Below are 21,022 nucleotides of genomic sequence, written 5' to 3' on the forward strand. Positions count from 1 at the left end.
TGTGGGCCTTTAAGACAATACTGTTCAGCACGAGGCACAACACGAGCTCCAATTCAAGAAGAGTGAACATCAGTCGCAGCTTGATCGAATCTCATTTCTCGCATGAATTTCGTTTGTGACACACTTTTTCTCTCAGAAGTCTGATAGAATCATTTCGCAGTTTTCCCTCGCTTCCAAATCGGACCAGGTTGCACAAAATGAATCACTTCAAACAGATTGTCCTTCTGAGCTTCCTCTTAGTCTCTTGCCCGTCTCTACTTCTCAGCCAGGAAACAGAGCCTAAAGAGATGTCGGAAGTGATTGATGTCGCCACCCAGTTGGCTGGTATTTCTTCAGAGCAATTTCTGAAGATGGTGAAGGATGCTCAAGAATCAGTCGTCGTCGTTGAGATGGAAGGGCGCGATGGAAAACCGCTCGGAATTGGAAGTGGTTTTATCATCAGCGAAGATGGCCTGATCGCAACGAATCTACATGTAATTGGTGAAGCACGCCCAGTCCGAGTGCGACTGTTCGATGAACGCGAGTTCCCAGTCACGCAGATTCACGGAACAAACAGCACTCAAGATGTGGCGATCATCGCGATCAATGCCAACAAGCTCACCCCGCTGAAGTTGGCTCAGCCTGACAGTTTGAAACAGGGACAACCGATCTTTGCACTCGGAAATCCATGGGGACTCGAACATAGTGTGGTGACTGGTGTCGTCTCTGGATTCCGTGAACATGATGACGGGATGTCCCTGATCCAATTGGCGATTCCAATCGAACAAGGGAACAGTGGCGGGCCAGTGATGGATATGCAGGGGCGAGTTCATGGTCTGATGACGCTAAAATCTCGGGTGACCGACAACTTGGGCTATGCAGTGAAAGCGAATGTCGTTCGTGAACTTCTCGACTCGCCGAATCCGGTTCCAATGTCTCGCTGGATGACCATCGGAGCTTTGAACTCTCGAATCTGGGAGCCCACCGGAGACGTTAACTGGAAACACCGCTCGGGGGTCATTTCCGTTTCTGGAACCAGTCGAGGATTCGGTGGACGAGCGTTATGCCTTTCAAAGCTAACTCCTCCCGAACTTCCTTTTGAACTTGCGGTTGATGTCAAAATCGAACAGGAAGATGGCGCAGCGGGTCTCGTTTTTCACTCTGATGGAGGAGACATTCACTACGGATTTTATGCCAGTAGTGGCTTACTCCGCTTAACACGTTTTGATGGACCAACGGTTTACAGCTGGAATGTTTTGTCAGACGTACGCTCGCGACATTTTCATGCAGGGGAATGGAATCGATTGAAGGTCAAGCTGACCGAAGAGACCATCGAATGTTATTGCAACGACGAACTTGTCTTAACTCACAATCAACCAAAACTCTCTGGTGGACGAATTGGACTCGTCAAGTTTCGCCACACAACTGCCCAATTCAAAAGATTTGAATTCGCGACAGAACTCGCAAACGAAAAGCCGACCGAAGCCACTCATCAACGAGTCGTCGAACTCGCAAACATCATTGAACATCGGCATCCTCCAGAAATGGATACCGTTCAGGAATTCACCGATTTTGACCACACGGGCCTGAAGGCTCTTAAAACTCAGGCCAAAGTTCTCGAAAAACGAGCCGAGCATCTTCGGCAACTTGCGAGGGAAGTTCACGAGCAACAAATTCGCGAACAACTTTTGAAAGCGATTCGCAGTGAGGACTCTGAAGAGGACGCTGAACCTGTCAATCTGCTGAGAGCCTCGTTATTGATTTCCGCTCTCGACAATTCCGAGTTGGTCCCACAAGAGTACGAAAAACTCTTTGACCAAATGGTGGAAGAGTTTCAGGAAACAGTTCCATCGGGTGCCGATGACAAGGAAAAAATTACACTGCTGAATGAATTTCTGTTCAAAACGCAGGGGTTCCACGGAAGCCGAACGAACTACTATCACGCATCAAACAGTTACATCAACGAAGCGATCGATGACCGCGAAGGATTACCGCTGACGCTTTCGATTCTGTACATCGAATTTGCCCGTCGCGTTGGACTCGATGCTGCAGGGATCGGTCTTCCCGGCCACTTCATTGCGAGGGTCGTCCCCAAAGATGGAACCCCAATCTACATTGATGCATTTGAAGAAGGAAAAGAGATGTCACTTCTTGAGTGTCGCCAGAAAGTCCGCGAGTTTTCCGGCTTCCCCTGGAGTGACACTTATCTTGAGCCGCAGTCAGCAGAAAATATTGTCTTGCGTATGCTGAGAAATTTAATTCGAGTTGCCAACGACTCTGACGACGTTGAAGCTTCCCTGTGTTACGTTCGGACGATCTTGGCTATCAATCCTGATTCAGTCGATGATCGACTCTATAAAGCTGTCCTCTGCTTGCGAACGAATCGCATTGAAGATGGACTCGCCGAAACAGAATGGGTGCTGACTGAAGCTCCTGAAGGAATCGAACTTCAGCGTGTCCGAGAGCTTCGCAATGCGTTTCTTGAGAAGCAAGCCGACTTCGAGTGATCAGCCCCAGTGCGGCCCCAGTGCGGCCCCAGTGCATCTCCAGTGCAGCTCCAGTGCAGCTCCAGTGCATCTCCAGTGCATCTCCAGTGCAGCCCCGTGCTGCCAATGAGAGTGGCAAACACGCATTGCACATATTGGTGATCGGGTGCTTCACGGGAACATGGTAGAACAAGCTGGCCTTTTGAAAAGATCACGGAAAGCCGCTGGTCAAGGGGCAGAGGCTTGAGTCGTCACCTTGACCCTGTACTCGCCGTCGTTGTCAGATCGTTCACTCCCAAAATCATTGATGCTGAACATCAACAATCCGGAATTCTGAAACCGAACGACGGCTCCCTTCCCACAATCCTTGACCTCAAATGGAGTTGTAATTATTTCCTGCCCCTCTGCGGGATCGACGAGTACACCTGCTTGTAACCGACCAATCGGCAACCCGTTTGCATATCGAAGCGTGATCCCTTGTGGTTCGCTAATCCAGGGTTTTGGAACCGCTGCCAACGAAACCGTTCCGGTCGCTGTAATCGTATATGGGACATTCGCTTGCACCAGCACCCCGCTCGACTGCCAACCTCGCTGAGCATTGAACGTTTTTTCAAAAGTCGCCGAATCCGGAACCGGTTTTCCGTCCCCCAACTGGAAAGCGTTCGATTGAAAATCCCATCCGTAGTCGATCTGGCGTGCAAACTGATCCCATTCGGCTGCCAGCAACATTTTCTCTTCAGCGAAAAGTGAATCGGCAAGTTTGAAAAACTTTTTCCCAACGAGATGATTCCCCAACTCACGAAATCGCTTTTGATAACGTGGATGCGAGTCCAGAAATTTGCACAGAGCCCAGCTCCAGGCATAAGGAGTTGATCGAGACTTGCTAAATTCGACAGGCCCCAAGTTCGAGGCTTGATCGATATTCAACGTTCTTCCGGCAGCGACCTCTTCCTGAATCATTTCAATGCGACTCCAACCAATGAACTGCCTGGAATCTTCCGGAGTGACCGCAAAGGTGACTGTCCCGTCCGGATTCATTCGATGAGTCGCAAAGAATTCCGCCATTCCCTCCTGATACCAGAGCGGGGGATGCAGACCGGGCATGATCGTCATAAAACAATGTGTCGCTTCATGAATGAGGAGGTGCCGACGATAATAATCGTACTCCTGCTCATGCATCCAGAATTCCTGTCCTCGATGCTGACCATGGTTGAAATTTTTCAGTTCAACAGGAATCAAACCTGCCGACTCAAACAGATCATGATCTTTGATCAAGTACCCGGTCATCTGGAAATCGGCTCTCGATCTCGCCGGGGGAAGCTCACCAAAATAATCCACATACGAGTCGTAAGCTTGATCAATGACAGGCGGCAATGTCCTGGCAATTTCTGGATCGATGTCTGAATAAAGGACCAGCCTTTTTGACTCATACTTATGGATACCAACAGCTTTCAGACGATACTCATCCGGCTGTGTTCGCGTGTCGTCTGGACGAAAGATCATTCCGATTTCAGTGTGAGGATCACCGCCAGATTTCTTTGGATTCCCCGAAGCATTAGTCGTCGCACTCAGCAGACTCTCTGACGGTTCGGAATCGAGATCGGCTTCCTCGTCCACAACCCAACTCGGCTCAGTATTTACCCCAGTTGGATCGACACTGCGATCCGTCTGAACAGAGGGCTGGACAGGGGGCTCACCTCCGCGACACCCCCAGAGGAACAGCAGAAAAGTTGAGAGCCATATTGCTTGATTCATCCTGATCAACAAATAATCCCTTACGCTTTAACATCCACCGGCACGCTTCCATTGCGAGCCGATTCCAAACAGGCATCCATCACGATTTGTGTTTTGAGTGCGATCTCTGGCCAAAATGGATCGGGCTTCCCGGTCAGGGCCAACTTGCTGAACGTGCGAAACAGGTTCGTCTCTTGTGAATCGGGCGCGTTGTTGCTGTATTCTCCAATGTGATGAATCCTGGTGTGCTTCTCCATCACACAAACGCAACCGGTGAAATCGAAGACCGCATTGTTTACCTCGAAAGACATCTCATTGCCGCACCAAGGTAATACAAAATCGTTCAGCGTGATATTCCCCTTTGACCCACTGATGTGAACAAGTTGTTGATGCTCAGTCAAAAATGAATTGTAAAAGCCAGCTGATGCACCGTTCTGAAACAACAATTCACCAGAGAATTCCATCGGAACCGGTGATGGGCTGTCTTCGCGTCCATGTTGTGAAAGTTGCCGACCAACTACTTGCTGTGGCAATTCGTAATTCATCGCGAACAACGACATTCGAATCGTATACCAGCCAAGATCACCAACACAGCCTTGCGGTTCGAGTTCGCTGCTGACTCGAATGTTTCCCTGAATAAATTCTTCCGGGGCACAGAATGAAAAGTGAGATTGAATTCGTTTGATTTTTCCGACACTTTCCCCGTCGTCGATCACCTTGCGAAGTTCTGGCATTCGCTTGGAGTGCATGTACATCACGCCATCCATGAATTGAACATTGTTCTCTTCACAAGCTGCAATCATCTCTTTCAAATCGGAGACACTGACCGCGCATGGTTTTTCGCACATCACATGCTTGCCAGCCTGAGCAGCCTTGATCACCCACTCCTTGCGAAGACCGGTTGGGAGCGGAATATAGACAGCGTCCACATCATCACGTTGCAGAAGTGCCTCGTATCCTTCGATGGCCTCTGGCAATTCTCGAACGGGCCGAGACAGCTGACATTCGTCAATAAATGCCTGAGCACTCGCTTTCTTGCGGCTCGCAACAGCCGTCACGACGCCATTCCCTGAATTGCGGATTGCATCCCAGTTTTTCTTGGCAATCATCGCAGCTCCGAGAATCCCCCAACGACATTTTGACTCACTCATATCTAACTTTCCCGTTCCTCTACGAATTCCAAACGACATTGAACATCTTTGAGAATTTCGTCATCAGAAGCAAGCAACGCGCTGCTGATCAAGATGTCGAGTAGATCATCGCCCCAGAAAAGGGTTCGAGTATATTCGGAAGTCGAACGGCCATGCTCATTCGGTGCAATACCCAAGCAATTCCAAGATTGGTCTCTGCCTTCTTTTTCAAGGCGAGCAGTCTCGGAAGCCATAAAAGTCCCCCGACCACCACGACTCTTCGAAAAATAGTTAGAACTGCCCGACGCGACGCTCCCGTCCCGGCAGCACTTCGAGACACGTTGTCCACCAGCCGGTAAGAATCGTCTCAATAAACTCATCGGGCAGTGATTCGTCTTTCATCTCGCGAGCCAGTCTCAGATGGTCATATTCTATCGGAATGAATTCCACCTGACATTGCGAACCGCTCAATGTTAGCAATGTGTACCAGACATTTGTTGTTCCATCATTCTCAGGACGTCCCAACACGCCAACATTGATGAACCGACGACCTTGGGAGAGCTCACGCTCCCAGTGCAATCCAGTATGAGTACCAAGGAGGATCTCTGCCTGATGGTCGTCTGCAAGCTTCTCCAGAAAATGTGTGCTCGTTGTCGATTCCCAAAGAAACTCGTTCGTTTTACGTGGGCTTCCATGACACAACAACAGCCGCTGCCCTCCAATTTCAAAACGTATTTCTGCAGGGAGTTGACGCATCCACTCCCGATTCAGACGACTCGTGTTTTGATAGGTATATTCGTAGCTGATTTGAGCAAAATAATTATCGCGAGGATCAGTGTACCCGCATTGGCAATCCTTGAAGTCGTTTCCAATGCTGTTGTCGTAGTTGCCTTGGACCACTTGAATGTTGTTCTCATACAAAAGCGGGAAGACACGATCGGGATGTGGTCCAAAGGCTCCTAAATCTCCAAGACAAAAAAGTTGTTCTGCACCCCGAGCGCGAGCGTCTCGGATCGCTTCCTCCAACGCGAGATAGTTATTGTAAATGCCGCCAAAGAACGCCAGTTTCATATTCGATTCACACCCTTGGATTTCCCCAAGCTCCTCACCATCTGCAAATTGTTGAACTTCAGCTTGATCACAGATCCTTGGCGACCTCGTCGTCTATTCCGGTTTTAGAGAGGACGGATTCGAGCAGATTGAACCATACTGATAGCATGTCAGGCAGGCCCCATGACTCAGAGGAAATGGTTGCTGCGACTCAATCAGCGAATCTCCCAGAATGGAGTCTGGTGCATCCAGGAGGATTGGGCAGACATGAATGCCTCGGTCGGAAACAACTCGACTGTGATTGCAGACCAGCTGCGATTCATCAAAGTCAGTCATCATCTCCATCGTAATTCGCTCTGCCTGGCTGTAACCGGACGTTCGTTCCATTTCGGCTCCGAGCTTCAGCCGAGGAAGTATCTTGAGACGCGGACGAGTATATCCATGCTCAGCGAGCACTCTACGAAAGCCTTCTAAGTTCTCCAGATCTTCTTCATCAGCCCATGTACGTGTCATCGTGATAATCGGAAGAAACCCAGTGTCGACCAGCTTTTCAACGCCTTTCATGGCACGTTCAAACGTTCCCTCTCCGCGGATCGGATCGTTGATCTCTTTGGTCGGACCATCAATGGAAACACGAAATTCAAGAGTGAACCCAGAACGGTCTTCCGCATCTCGCAAACGGAGTAGCCATTCATCTTTGAGAACCGTTCCATTTGTCAGAACCGTCGCTGGTCCGTAGGTGAGTGTCTCTTCCAAAATCGACACCATTTCTTTGTTGAGAAACGGCTCACCTCCTGTGAAGTAATATTCCTTCACTCCCAGCGCCACCGACTCCTGCAGCCTCCTGGAAATTTCTTCTCGTGAGAGAAAACCGAATGAATCATTCTTCGGGCTACAGCTGATAAAGCAGTGTGAACATTCCAAATTGCAGAGCGTTCCAGAGACCTGAAACCACAATTCATCCAGAGCCTTCAGCTCAATCTGCGGAACATTTTCAACAACTGCTGACATCAAAACGAATGACCTTTCTGCATGAATGTCGGGAACAAGACCTCATCATGCTACCATTCTGCCAAGAACGGGCAATCGTTCAGTGAGCTAACTCACCGATCAGCCCTCTGGCTTCTTTTTCGCAGCGGTCGACATGAAGTCTGCAACATGCTCAATGGCCTGCAACATTTTCAGATCGTCGACTTCATGAACATTGATCTTCCGACCAATCTCCGGCAGCATGGTTAAAGTCAGCCGACCGCCAAGATGCTGGCGAAATTCTTCGAGACCTTTCATCAGCTCTTCGGTCTCATGCAAAGCTGGGTGGTCAAGGGAAAGGCCAAGGTTATGCAGGCAGTGCAAGACACGTTCTGCATCTGCCTTTGGGAATCCATAGACCAGCGAGGAGTAGACCGTATCGACCGCCACACCGATTGCGACAGCTTCACCATGTCGCAATTCGAAATTTGTCATCGGCTCAAGCTTGTGCGCCGACCAATGCCCGTAGTCGAGTGGTCGAGCTTCCAACGCTTCAAAAGGGTCGCCCCCTTGTGTGATATGCTCAAGATGCAGTTGTGCAGAGCGACGAATCACCGGGCGTGCCGCGTCCATGTTTCGATCGCGAATCTCTGTGGCGTTCTGTTCGATTCGTTCGAACTCCTCTCGATCTTTCAACAGAGAGACCTTGACCGCTTCAGAAAATCCGTTTCGAAAATCGCGATCCGGCAAGGTCAGCAGCATCTCTTCATCGTTAATCACGGCCCACGGAACATGAAACGTTCCGACCCAGTTCTTCTTGGCAAACAAGTTGACACTATTTTTGACACCAACTCCTGAATCTGCCTGGGCAAGTGTCGTGGTCGGAATCCGAATTAATCGAATCCCGCGATGCGCGATCGCTGCAGCAAACCCCACTGCATCGAGAACAGCACCACCTCCAATGACGACGATGTAACTTCGCCGATCCAAATCGGCAGCATTGATCACCTTGAGCATTCGCTCGATGATGTGAATATCATTCTTGACCGCTTCACCGCCAGGACACGTTTGAATCTTTCCAATAAGTTCAAATTGATCGCCATGACGAGACGCAAAAGTCCGGATTCGCATGCTTAAATCTGGCTGCGCCTTTGCGACTTGCTCATCAACCCACACTTGAACGCGCGGTTGTTTGTCTCCAGAAGGTTCCAGTAAATCGAGTAAGACTTCCTGGTCTTTTCCGAAAAGATCCTTCGTGAACCTTAACCGATGCACACAAGGTACGTGAAAATCAATATCGATTGCTGAATTCTGTTGCGACATGTCTCATTCTTGGCAGGAGCAGCGGAGGCTATCAGGGGAGGGATTTTTTGAGAGTAGTTTGAATAATCAAACGATTCTTGCGCATTATACGAGGGAATGCAAGCATCCTTCCGTTAGCTCCACACTTCTGATGTAAAGCGAATCGGACAAATCGAGGCCTCTATGAGATCGTTTTCAATAGCTCACCGATTCATTCTCTCGGCAATTTTCTCCGCGACAACTTTCGTCGGATCGACGTATGCCGCTCCGAACATTCTGTTCATCATGACTGATGATCAGCGGCCCGATACGATTCACGCTCTGGGGAACGAGGAAATTCGAACTCCAAACCTGGATCAACTCGTTCATCGGGGAACAACATTTACGAGGGCAATCACTTCGATACCGATTTGCGTTGCCAGTCGGGCGGAACTTCTGACCGGCCGTGATGGCCGCCTGAATGGGAAGCAGGACTTCGGATTCTCGCCCAAGGAAGGGGTCGTCTCACTTGGAACCGTAATGCACGATGCAGGATACGAAACCTGCTATGTCGGCAAGTGGCACACACGTGGACGCCCCAGCACCCACGGATACGAAACCGTTGAAGGGCTGTTCTCATCAGGCGGAGGTAAGTTTCCACTCACTTTCCCGAAAGACTGGAAAGGGATGGATGTCACTGGGTATCGAGGTTGGATCTTCCAAACTGACGACGGGAAAAAGTTCCCCGAAAAAGGAGTTGGCCTAACCCCTAACATCAGTGACGATTTCACAGACGCAGCGATTCAATTCCTCGACCGACGTTCGGATCGACCATTCTTCCTCCATGTCAATTACACAGCTCCACACGATCCACTCTTTGTCCCGGAAGGTTACGAAGGGAAATACACTTCCGAAAACGTTTCACTTCCGGTGAACTTCAAGACGGATCATCCGTTCGATCATGGGAATGCGATGGGACGCGACGAAGTCCTTTACAGCTATCCAAGAACCAAACAGCAAACGAAAGAAGGCCTCGCAGTCTATTATGCTGTGATTGAACATCTCGATGCCGCTGTCGGAAAACTTCTTGATAATCTGAAATCAAAAGGGCTTGATAACGAGACCATCGTCATCTTCAGCAGCGATCACGGATTGGCGATCGGCAGCCATGGATTGCGCGGAAAACAGAACATGTACGAGCACAGCATCGGCGTCCCGCTCATCTTCGCGGGTCCAAACATTCCAAAGAAAAACATCATCACTGCGCAGTGTTATCTTCGAGATTTATACCCGACAATTTGCGACTTCGCAGGAGCCAAGATCCCGAAAACCGTCCAAGGGAAATCGATTGTTCCAGTCATCGAAGGTCAACAGAAAGCTATTCACGATGTCGTCTTCGGAAGCTTTAAGGACTCACAGCAAATGGTCCGCACTGATCGCTGGAAATATATTCGCTATCCTTTAGTCAAAAAAGAACAACTCTTCGATCTCGACAACGATCCCAGTGAGCTGATCAATCTCGTCGACAATCAAGAGCACGCACTGATCTTGAATCAATTGAGAACAAAGTTGAGTGCATGGGACGCAGAGGCGAAGTAAACTGAGAGGAATTCGCTCCCAACGCTTCACCAGAAATTTGAAGCCTTCAAAGAGAGTCAATTGCTCGACCGATTGCCCGTGAACAACGGGTTTCGGCAATGAAATTAGTTTATCCACACGGCAGATTACGAATACTATTTCGAATTCTGCTCTAAATATAAAATAACTATGGATCTCAAACTTCAAGGCAAAGTCGCACTCGTCACCGGTGGCTCAAAAGGAATCGGGTTGGGAATTGTGCGCTCTCTCATCTCAGAGGGAGTCAAAGTTGCCAATGTGAATCGTAGCGAGAAAGAAGGCAGACTTCTCGAACAGGAGTACGCTAAGCAAGGACAGGACTGCGTTTTCATACAAGGTGACCTGACCGACCTCGCCGCCTGTAAGAATGCCGTTGAGAAAACAGTCGAGCGGTTTGGTCGCATTGATATTCTCGTTAACAATGCGGGTGTCAATGACGGAGTCGGACTGGATGAGGGACCGGAAGCATTTATGACGTCGCTGCAAAGGAATCTTGTCCATTACTACGCGATGGCTCACTATGCTCTCGACACACTGAAGGCTTCGCAGGGAACGATCATCAATATTGGCTCCAAGGTCTGCGAAACAGGGCAGGGGGGGACATCGGGATATGCCGCTTCGAAAGGGGGCGTGAATGGCCTGACTCGCGAATGGGCGGTCGACCTCGCTCCACATGGAGTTCGGGTGAATGCGGTACTGCCAGCGGAAACGTGGACACCGCTCTACGAAAACTGCCTGGCTGCCATGCCCGATCCAGAACAAGCGAAGCGCGAGATCGAACAACTGATTCCACTTGGCAAACGATTCACGACGATTGAAGAACTCGCGGATATGGTCGTCTTCCTGGCTTCTCCGCGTTCCAGTCACACTACCGGGCAAATTATTTTTGTCGATGGCGGTTACACTCACTTCGACCGAAAATGTACCATCCCCAGCGACGTCGCCTCCTTCGGCTCCGCGAACGAAACGTAACTCTTCATGCCCGCAAATTGAGTTTCTAAGCAAAGTTCAACTTCACTTCCAAATTGAGTTCATCGATATGCGTTCACCAAGACCGACGATTTTTTTCTTGACGCTGTTAGCAGCTGTCTGTTTCTTACCTCATCTCGCAAACGCACAAGATTCGAAAGACAAGGTGAAGAATCCTCAGAAAAAGTACAACGTTCTGTTCATTGTCTCTGACGATCTGACATCGACTGCTCTCTCATGCTATGGAAACAAAGTTTGTAAAACGCCGAACATTGATGCTCTCGCGGAGAGGGGAGTTCGCTACACACGTGCTTATTGCCAAGGGACATATTGTGGCCCATCGCGGGCATCGTTTTTGTCGGGGTATTATCCGCACGCGACAGGAGTGCTCGGCTACAAGAACCCACGTCCACAAATCGGAGACCGTGCGACATGGCCCCAACACTTTAAAAACAACGGCTACTATTCTGCCCGCGTGAGTAAACTTTTCCACATGGGAGTCCCGGGCGGAATTCAGGTCGGAGGTGATGGTCGCGACCACGATGGAGGAAACGGAGCAGATGATGCAGCCTCCTGGACCGAACGCTTCAACAGTCCCGGACCAGAGTGGATGGCAAAAGGAGACGGAGAGACGCTCGAAGGAAACCCCGACGGCAAAAAGCCGGTCGTTGGCGGCAACACATTCGTTGTCGTTGAAGCAGACGGCGACGATCTTGTTCACTCGGATGGAAAGACAGCTGCGAAAGCGGCTGAACTTCTCGCACAACACAAAGACAAACCGTTTTGGCTCGGCGTCGGTTTCGTTCGTCCGCATGTTCCATTTGTTTCACCCCGAAAATATTACGAACCTTTCTTGCCATATTCATCGATGGTTCTGCCGGAAAAATTCCCCGGTGATTGGGACGACATTCCTAAAGCAGGCATCAACTACAAAACCAGCAAGAACATGAAGATGGACATTCGGCGTCAGAAAAAAGCGTTGGGTGGCTACTATGCTTCCGTTGCCTTTATGGATGCACAGGTCGGTAAAGTTTTAAAGGCACTCAAAGAGAATGGGCTCGAAGACAACACCATCGTCATCTTCACGAGTGATCACGGCTACCATCTCGGCGAACATGACTTCTGGGCAAAAGTCAGCTTGCGAGAAGAGTCCGCATCGGTCCCGCTGATCATCAGTGTCCCCGGAAAGAAACCTGCAGTCTGCAACAGTCTCGTCGAACTTCTTGACCTGTACCCGACGATCTCCAGCCTCTGTGGAATCGCAGCTCCAGAACATGTTCAAGGCAAAGACATTTCCCTTACACTCGATATGCCTAATCACGAAGTTCGCGAAGCAGCCTTTAGTGTTGCACCATCTCGAAAAGGATTTTTACTACGCGAAGACCGCTGGGTTTACATTCAATACAAAGAAGACGCCTCCGCCGGGATTGAACTCTTCGACATGGAGAACGACCCCAAACAATACACAAACCTCGCCAGCTTACCCGAACACGCAGATCGTGTGGAAAGCTTCAAAGCCAAACTCGCAGCGAAGCTCAAAGACGTTCGCAATAACGATCTGTAAATCGCTTTACTTTCCAGTGCAGATTTCTCTATAGCATTTTTCGAACTGGTGTTCGCGTCCTGCAATGTGGCGAACACCAACTTCGCTGCTGAATTGAGTTCTTAACGACCAGCAAACCAGACCTGTAGAAAGGTCCACTGAATGACCTATGCGTAGCCGACAATAAGAATTTAACAATCGGCACGGATTTATTGATCTATGAAGTTCGTCAGCACGTTTTCTCCATGACACCTCTTGTCATGTCACTTTGACACTCATTTCAAGGAGAAAATGATGGACCTCTTCAGCGTGATCGGATGTGCATTTGGAATCATCGGGCTGATCTGCGGACTTCACGGCATGTCCAGCGCCCAGCGACTCAACAGACTGGAAAAACGACTCAAAGAACTCCACGTCATCGACACCGAGTTCAATTCAAGTTCGCCATGAAGTTGCCACACTTGTCCGGTGCTTATTTTTCCGCTTCTTCTGCTTTCATTCGCTCGGTCTTGGCAATCAGCCAGTGCCCCCAAGTGAAGTAATGGAAGGAGAGGAAGAAGCAAAACCCAGCAAACACGGTGAGAAGTTTGGCGAAGTCGGGCATGATTAAAGAAATCAGACCGATGAATCCGCCGACACAAAGCATAACGAAAAAGAGAGCGAGCCAAGTTCCTTTGTTCTGGGCCTGCTGCCTTTCTCGTCGACTGTCTCCCGGAAGTTTTGGGCTCATGAGATGATGCCTTGCTCGATAAATTCTTTGAGCTTTTGATCGCGGATGAACATCCCGTCTTCGAGTTGGTCGATAATTTTCGCTTCGGTTAAAAAGAATCCAACCATCCCACCAGGTGGCTCAAATTCAACGCGATCAATCTTCGAACACCCGTCAGGGCCAGCTTGATAAATATGATGATGCCGCCAGGCTTTCATTGGCCCTTCTCGTTGTTCTTCAACGATCAGGCTTGGCGAATTGTACTCGACCACTTGGTATTTCAGAGTATGAATTTGTCCAAAGCTGGCAATTTGGAACTCCAGTTCCACACCTTGGCTGAGCGTTTCAGGTGGCGAGACGAACTTGATTCCCAGATCCGGATTGCTCACTTTGACGACGTTTTCCGGTCGTGACATAAAATCAAAGAGCCCTTCGACCGAGCAGGCAAGTGAGGAGGTATTTTCAAAAACTGGCATCGCCGTCTCAACTCAAGATAGAAAGAAATTGTTGTCCGAGTGACTGAAATATCACTCTAACGGAACCGCGATTGAAAATGAATCGAATATCATGGCTTCACAATAGTTAGAATCACTGAGTGTTGATGCAATTTATGTTGACAAGATATCCCGTTCGCTTGATGATTCCCTCAGCGCAGGCGAATTTTGAGAAAACATTCACCATTGGCGATATGATGCTCTCGAACCAGAATCCTCAGAAAATCAACTTTTTGATTGCAGGATTGGCTTCGATATGGCTAACAGGGTGTTCTGGTTCTCCTGCACAGATCAGCCAATCCCCCTCTCCGATATCAAACTCTCCTTCCCCGAAGGAACCGACTGAGACAGAGCAGGGGGACTCCTCCACGGACATTCCCAAAATCCGGAGCATTGATGAGTTGTTGCTCTTTCAACCATCAAAATACCCCGAAGGAGATTGGACTCCTCAGGATCTCAACTATCTCGATGTCTACTTTGAATCTGCGGATGGGACCCGCATTCACTCCTGGTACTGCGCGACGGAAACGCCCGTAGCTCACATTCTGTTCCTCCATGGAAACGCAGGGAACTTGAGTGGGCGAAGCAGATTCCTTAAGAAGCTTCAGGAGGAACATCACGTTTCGGTCCTGTGTGTCGACTACCGCGGATATGGACTCTCTGAAGGAAAGGCGACCGCCGAAGGAGCGATTGCCGATGCCAAAGCAGCCCGCAAAGAATTCGCCAAGCTCGCTGAAATCAAGGAGCAAGATGTCGTCTTGATGGGACGTTCACTCGGAGGGGCAATTGCCATTCAATTGGCTGCCGACTTGAAGCCGAAAGGTCTCGTCGTCGAAAGCTCGTTTGCTTCACTGAAGAGCGTTGCGAAACATCACTTCCCCAAACTGGCCTGGTTGGTCCCGGAAGAAAAATTGAATTCCGAAGCAGCGATCAAAAACTGCACTGCTCCGGTTCTCATCAGCCATGGCGACCGCGACCAAGTCATTCCTGACAAATTCGGCAAAGCCCTCTTCGCAGCCGCCAACGAGCCGAAGCGATTTGTGACAATCCCCGGAGCCGGTCACAACGACCGGCATTCACCCGAGTACGATCAAATTTTTGACCAATTTTTACAGTCGCTCAACTCGATAGAATAAGTTGTTTCGTCACTTACAAAAATTGGCTTACTCCCAAAATCACGGCTGCTCAGACATGTCTTGATCGGAACGAGTCCAATTCGTTGTGAGCCAGACAACGGCGGTCCCGTCGCGGCTGCCGGTTACGACTTGCTGACCATCTGGGGAGACGGAAATCGAAGTCAACTCCTGACTTTGCTCAGTGAGCGTAAGAATTTCAGCACCTTCGCGTCCGGGAGTGGCGTCCCAAAGTTTTGCGGAATTATCCTGGCTGGCTGTAAACAACCGTGATCCATCTTCAGCAAAGCAGACTGCAGAGATCGCGGCTGTGTGCCCATCGTAGATCGCAATGAGTTCATGACTCTCCACATCCCACAGGCGTGCCTGGTTGTCTTCACTCCCGGTCACGACTCGTGTTCCATCTGGAGAAAACGCTCCGCAGAGAAGCCCCCATTGATGTCCTATGAACGGTTTCCCAATCTGTTGACCTGTTTTGACATCCCAAAGTCTGGCAGTCCGGTCATTCGAGACGGTCAAGATTTTGTGACCATCAGGAGAAAAGATCGCTTCTCGAACCCGTCCAGTATGCCCGGAATATGTTTGAATGACTTCACCCGTCTCAACATCCCACAGCTTGGCGGTCATGTCGTCAGATCCCGTGAGAACCATTTGATTATCTGGTGAAAACGAAACACTGTTGACGTACCCACGATGTCCGCCTTGCAGCTTGATGACCGCTTGCCCCGATTGCACATCCCAAACTTTCGCGGAGTTATCCCAACTCCCCGTGACGATGTATTTCCCATTCGGTGAAAATTCGGCAGCGGCGACGGCGCCATGTGGGCTGAATGAAATTTCCTTGCGGAGTGTGACGGCATCCCAAATATGTGCTTCACTTCCCCCCACGGTCAAAATCGAATTTCCATCTTGTGTAAATCTCGCAGACCAGACCAAGCCACCCAACTTCTGGAAATCGAGCAGCGGAGGGCCAATCATCTCCTGAGGGTTCTCATTTTTTAAGTTGAGGGCTCGAACCGTATTGTCCGTGGAGACAACAATCGCATGGTCTCCTTGTGGTGTAAAACTGACATCGTTGATCGCGAACTGTTCAGTATCGACCGATTGAATTCTCTCTGAGGTTTCTGTGTTCCAAAGGTTCACAGTCGACCCTGGATTTAAAAGGTCTGTATCCAGCATTGAGACAGATATAAGGCGAGTCCCGTCATGAGAGAGTGCCAGTGAAGTGACACTCGACGAATGCTTGAGAATCGCATCCACATCCTCCTGACCTGTTCTGGAACTGACCTGACTCACAGTATGATCGGTACTTGCCATATAAATCGTTTTTCCATCTGGAGAGAACAGGCAGCCCGTGATTCGGCTGCGGTGGTGTCGTTCGCTCCAGACCAGACTCTGAGTATCGAGATCCCAGAGGATCGCTCGTCCGCGAGAATCACAGGTTACAAGTTCGTTTTTCTGTGGTGAGAAAGCGATCGCAGTGACTCTACTGAAATGACCTTTCAGCTCAGCAGGTTTAAGTTTGGAAAAGAGATCAGCACTTTGCACACCAGCTTCAGCCGCTTTCACAAGTTGTTCTACTTCCCAGACAATCACACCGTTTTCTGCACTCGCTTCCTCCCCCGGCAATGCGGGACGTTCATCGCCACCAAGCGGCGGATCATGTCCTGTGATCAAATACTTTCCATTTGGTGAAGCAGCGATGACAGCTGAGCGACCGGTGTTTGGAATTCGTAGAATTTGCGTCCCCGACTCGACATTCCAAAGTCGCACAGAGTTATCAGCCGCCGCGGTCGCAAGTATTCTTCCCCCCGGAAGAAATACGCCTGATGATGTAAGGAAATCGTGCCCTTCTTGGAAAGTACGGATGAGCTGGCCTGTTTTCGCATTCCAGAGACGCGCGGTTCTATCGCGGCCTGCGGTCAGAATTTGATCGCCACGGTTCGAAAATTTCGCTCCCAGAACCGAGTCTTCATGGCCGACTAATTCCCGTCCATTCAAGACACGAATTTCTTCATACTGATCAACGTGCCAGATGATCACGCGGTCATCCTGAGCCCCTGAGATCACGTCTCGCCCATCAGGAGAAATATCAACTGCCAGGACTCCACTGTAATGTCCACGGAATGTTTTGATCGGCCTCATCGTCGCGGTCGACCAAACTTTCACCGCGTTGTCTCGGCCTCCAGAGACAAGGATCTGCCCATCCTTCGAATAAACGACCGACTGAACAGCAGAGGTGTGCCCCAACAACTCCCGGTAAGAAACAGACTCAACTTTGTTCACCAACAAGTTATCGATACTAAATGGCGGAACATCTTCGGGATTCCAGAGGAAGACTTTTTTATCGTAACTGGCAGTAGCAACTTCTTCCCCGTTCGGCGCGTAGGCAACAGAATAAATAGGGCCTTGATGACCAGTGAAGATCGCTTCCTGAACCATTGTTATTGTCGGCTGTTCAACTTTTTCAGCATCTTGCACCAACGCCACACTTGTGAACGGAAGTAGTCCATCCTCGCTTTTCAGCTTCCAGACAATCGCTTTGCCGTCTTGGCTGACAGTGACAATTCGATTGTCTGCCTCTGGATTCTGTGGATCGAAATCAGGACTGAACGCCCCGTCCCAGACCCACCAGGAGTGTCCTGTCAAAACTTGAACCTGCGTCGGTTGAGTCGGATTGGTCAAGTCCCAAATGCGTGCTGTTTCGTCGTAAGAGCATGTGAGTAACCATTCTCCTGAAGGAGAAAACTTCACACCAACGACCGCGTCGTCATGCCCATTGAATTTTGCGAGCAACTCACCCGTTTCAGGATTCCAAAGCCGAATGCGACCAGTTGAATCACTCCCTGCAGTCGCGATCATTTTTTGATCGGGAGACCATGCAACAGAATGAACATACAGCCCATCCTGCGGAAGTTCGCGAATCAATTTCTGACTCTGCAAATCCCAAATTCGAGCTGTGTTATCCCAGCTTCCGGTGAGGAGTTGCTTCCCATCCGGCGAAACTGCCACGGCATCCACAGGACCATCGGTCTTCATACTCTCTGAAGATTGCTCACACAAATGCATGAGCCGGCCCCATTCCCAGTTCCGACGTTCAGGAGGACATTGCTGCAATAATTCCATGGCAACATCGAACGCGTTCTCATTAATTTTCGCAGCAGCCAATCCGATACGGGCGATGTACGCTTCGTACTCTTCGGCTTCTTTTGCAGCGACCGCGAGTTGACGCTGTTTGTGCGCTTCGTCACGTTCTTTCCTGGCGATCGCTTCTTGCGTTTCTGCCAACTTTCGCTGCTTATCAGCTTCGGACTTCTGCTTCTCTGCAAGCTTGCGTTGTTTATCTGCCTCCTCTTTCTCCATCAGTGCGATCATGCCCTGCTTGACCGCTTCCTTTTCATTCGCGATCGCGATAATTCGTTGCTCGTTTGCCTCCTGCTCTTTCATGGCTGCGATCGTCGCCTGTTTCTTTGCTTCGGCTTCCTGAGCTTTGGCAATTTTCGTTTGCTCTTCAGCGATATCTTTCTGGTCACGGACTTCCACCAGTGCGACTTGCAAATTTTCGTTCGCTTTCTCAGCCTCACTTTTCTTTTGCTCTGCAAGAGCTCTCTGGACATCGGCGATCCGCTCTTGCTTTTGAGCTTCTTCGCGTTCGCTTTCCGCAATCGCCTTCTGATTCAAGGCTTCGTTGCGTTCAGCCCGGATCATCACAAAGCCAATTGAGACAACAATGAGAAAGCAAGCTGCCATGGCCATGATGGCGCGTTTGGCAAGTTTCAAACGTCCCTGTCGAGCATCTCGCTCTGCTTGATCACGAAGGATTTGTGAACGGAGCGTCTGGTGATCTTCTCGGTCAGGAGACAGCAACGAGAGTGCAAGATCGAAATCTTCTTTCCGATGAGCATTGGTCGCATAACTCAGCTTGGCTTCAAAGACACCTTCCGCCGCCTCTTTATTCCCGGACCACAAGTCTCGGGCTTGTTCGAAACCAAACACAGCCTTGGAGAAGTCATTGTAATCCCCCGTTTCCTCGGCAACTTGAAGGTCTGCACGCGACTTGGCTGCCAGTGCTAAACTTTCAGAGTGCTCCAGATAGGAACGAACATCATCCTGAAATTCGAGAACGCTCGGATGCCGATCCTCAACATTTGTAGCCATTGCTTTAAGTGCAATATCAATCAATTCCCCTTTTTCTTCGGTGGGGCGGATTGTATTTCGCATCGCAGCGAGGAGACACTGCTGCACTTTTTTCCCGGGGTGCGGAGCTTTGCCAGTCACAATTTCCCAGAGCATCGCTCCCAACAGGTACACATCACTTTGCGGAGTGATGCGGTCGATGGGTCCAGTCGCCATCTCGGGAGACATGTAAGCGGGAGTTCCGCCCATGCTGGAGAACTGCCGAATTTTCTGGGCTTTGTCGAATTGATTCATCGGGAGCGCCAGCCCCCAATCCATCACAAGGACTTCGCCAAACTTCCCGAGCATCACATTTTCGGGCTTCAGGTCGCGATGCACGATTCCTCGAGCATGTGCAAACGCGACGGCATCAGCGACATCCAGCAGGATTTGTAGATTCTCATGTCGCGACTTCTTTTTAATGACATTCAGCCAAGGTGTCCCCTTCACCTGCTTCATGGCATAAAACAAGCTGCCTGCTGTGTCCGTTCCAACATCATAAATTGGCACGATATTCGGGTGATCCAGATCACCGGTGACAATCGCCTCAGCCAGAAATTTATTGCGTTGCCCACGCTTCTTCGCGTAAGGACCTTTGATCATTTTGACAGCAACGTTTCGGTCGACAGAAGTTTGTTTTGCCGACCAGACGACCCCCATCCCCCCTTCTCCGAGCACGTTCATCAGTTCGTACTCAGGTGAATTCAGGCTCGTCTTTGCGTCTTCCGTACTTTGCATCGAACGCATCGGTACAGAAGTAATCGTATCCTCCGGAGATCCTTCACCCGCCTGAGAATCATGACGAGACTTGATCGTCATCTCCGGCCTGTCATCCTGACGTGTCACCCAGTTCGATTGCAGTGTTTTCAACTCGTCCGCATCTGCATCATCATTTGAGACCAAAGTCTGACTCGAATCCAGAGTCACCGAGTCATCGTCGTAGTCGGAAACAAGTGTTTCGTCGTAGCTGTCACCGTCGTCGAGATCAATTGTCCGATCAGTGAACGCTTCCACTTCAATAGTTCTTTGCTGATCGTCTTCAGGCTTCTCTTTCAGAAGTTGCGCAGCCTCCTCTCCGACAACGGTATCCATATTTCCAATGTCGTCATCGTCGTCACTCTCTTCAACATATGTTGAATCAGCATCAGCCTCGAGTGTGCCAGCGTTGCCATCTTCATCTGCTGGCGAAGAGTCTGCTGACGAGGAGTCCGGAAGTTGATAAGTTTTGTCCGGCATCTCTGCTGTTCCGCCAACATCTTCATCATCATCTTCGATGTGGGTTCCCAATTCGGGAATCGTGGCGTCGGGATTCTCTGGGTCAATCTGCCCATGAACTTGTTCATCAAACGCAACCGTCTGTTCCCCGGGCTCAGCAATCTGTTCACCAAGTTCATCCTCCAGGTAGGTTTCATCGTCGCCCGTAGAGTCTCCGACAGAATCGCCCCCAGCATCATCTGCTTCGGCGGCTTTTTGAAGTTCGCGCAACGACGCATCATCAACGGTTCCCATTTCTGCGGAATCGGCGAAGTCGTCACTTGCAAAGGTTTCCGCTGAATCATTAGGAGACGGATCTGAATCCCTGGGGGAGACAATTTCCTGACCGCACGATGGGCAGCGATCAAGCTCGTCTGAGAAGAGTTCACATTTACAAAATGGACACTGGTTCATGGCAAGTTACCGCACATTAATATGAATGTGTTCGTCTCTCCGGCCTGCTTCAGGATTCGGAGAATTTCAATCTTACAACGTCAC

14 protein-coding genes are annotated in these 21,022 nt (G+C 49.9%); 6 read left to right on the forward strand and 8 right to left on the reverse strand.

The window, feature by feature from the left end; translation table 11 throughout:
• Positions 1-197 precede the first annotated feature (197 nt).
• Positions 198-2,486, forward strand: coding sequence for a transglutaminase family protein (locus Mal48_RS15990; protein ID WP_145201696.1), 2,289 nt, complete (start codon positions 198-200; stop codon positions 2,484-2,486).
• 207 nt (positions 2,487-2,693) lie between these two features.
• Here Mal48_RS15990 and Mal48_RS15995 read toward each other — a convergent pair whose 3' ends face one another.
• From Mal48_RS15995 to Mal48_RS16015, 5 genes are all read right to left on the reverse strand, one after another.
• A complete protein-coding gene (locus Mal48_RS15995) occupies positions 2,694-4,220 on the reverse strand; it encodes a hypothetical protein (protein WP_145201699.1) in 1,527 nt (508 codons plus the stop codon).
• A 20-nt stretch (positions 4,221-4,240) separates the two neighbouring features.
• Positions 4,241-5,350, reverse strand: a complete 1,110-nt coding sequence (locus Mal48_RS16000) for a Gfo/Idh/MocA family protein (protein WP_145201702.1) — start codon at positions 5,348-5,350, stop codon at positions 4,241-4,243.
• A 270-nt stretch (positions 5,351-5,620) separates the two neighbouring features.
• Positions 5,621-6,400, reverse strand: coding sequence for a metallophosphoesterase family protein (locus Mal48_RS16005; protein WP_145201705.1), 780 nt, complete (start codon positions 6,398-6,400; stop codon positions 5,621-5,623).
• Between the two features lie 93 nt (positions 6,401-6,493).
• A complete protein-coding gene (locus tag Mal48_RS16010; RefSeq protein WP_145201708.1) occupies positions 6,494-7,390 on the reverse strand; it encodes a radical SAM protein in 897 nt (298 codons plus the stop codon).
• Between the two features lie 99 nt (positions 7,391-7,489).
• Positions 7,490-8,671: a 3-dehydroquinate synthase gene (locus tag Mal48_RS16015; RefSeq protein WP_145201711.1), complete on the reverse strand. Its 1,182-nt coding sequence runs from the start codon at positions 8,669-8,671 to the stop codon at positions 7,490-7,492.
• Between the two features lie 162 nt (positions 8,672-8,833).
• On the opposite strand from Mal48_RS16015, the gene Mal48_RS16020 reads away from it, so the two are divergent.
• The 4 genes from Mal48_RS16020 to Mal48_RS23335 all read left to right on the forward strand — a co-directional run bounded on the left by Mal48_RS16020 (position 8,834) and on the right by Mal48_RS23335 (position 13,208).
• A complete protein-coding gene (locus Mal48_RS16020; RefSeq protein WP_145201714.1) occupies positions 8,834-10,228 on the forward strand; it encodes a sulfatase-like hydrolase/transferase in 1,395 nt (464 codons plus the stop codon).
• A 168-nt stretch (positions 10,229-10,396) separates the two neighbouring features.
• Complete coding sequence (locus tag Mal48_RS16025) at positions 10,397-11,218, forward strand: L-fucose dehydrogenase (protein ID WP_145201717.1); 822 nt, start codon at positions 10,397-10,399, stop codon at positions 11,216-11,218.
• A gap of 67 nt (positions 11,219-11,285) precedes the next feature.
• Entirely contained in the window at positions 11,286-12,779 is a 1,494-nt protein-coding gene (locus Mal48_RS16030) for a sulfatase (RefSeq protein WP_145201720.1), read from the forward strand.
• Between the two features lie 270 nt (positions 12,780-13,049).
• On the forward strand, positions 13,050-13,208 hold the full coding sequence (locus Mal48_RS23335) for a hypothetical protein (RefSeq protein ID WP_197441754.1): 159 nt from the start codon (positions 13,050-13,052) through the stop codon (positions 13,206-13,208).
• A gap of 22 nt (positions 13,209-13,230) precedes the next feature.
• Here Mal48_RS23335 and Mal48_RS16035 read toward each other — a convergent pair whose 3' ends face one another.
• Positions 13,231-13,488, reverse strand: a complete 258-nt coding sequence (locus Mal48_RS16035; protein WP_145201724.1) for a hypothetical protein — start codon at positions 13,486-13,488, stop codon at positions 13,231-13,233.
• Positions 13,485-13,943, reverse strand: a complete 459-nt coding sequence (locus Mal48_RS16040; protein WP_145201728.1) for an SRPBCC family protein — start codon at positions 13,941-13,943, stop codon at positions 13,485-13,487. Before Mal48_RS16040 ends, Mal48_RS16035 begins: the two co-directional genes overlap by 4 nt.
• Positions 13,944-14,068: 125 nt before the next feature.
• Here Mal48_RS16040 and Mal48_RS16045 point away from each other — a divergent pair, with 125 nt between their 5' ends.
• Entirely contained in the window at positions 14,069-15,097 is a 1,029-nt protein-coding gene (locus Mal48_RS16045) for an alpha/beta hydrolase (protein ID WP_145201731.1), read from the forward strand.
• A gap of 39 nt (positions 15,098-15,136) precedes the next feature.
• Here the strand turns inward: Mal48_RS16045 and Mal48_RS16050 are convergent, their stop codons facing one another.
• A complete protein-coding gene (locus tag Mal48_RS16050; protein ID WP_145201734.1) occupies positions 15,137-20,938 on the reverse strand; it encodes a protein kinase domain-containing protein in 5,802 nt (1,933 codons plus the stop codon).
• Positions 20,939-21,022 lie beyond the last annotated feature (84 nt).

The sequence above is a fragment of the Thalassoglobus polymorphus genome (genome assembly GCF_007744255.1).
In the GTDB taxonomy this organism is placed as follows: Bacteria; Planctomycetota; Planctomycetia; order Planctomycetales; family Planctomycetaceae; genus Thalassoglobus; species Thalassoglobus polymorphus.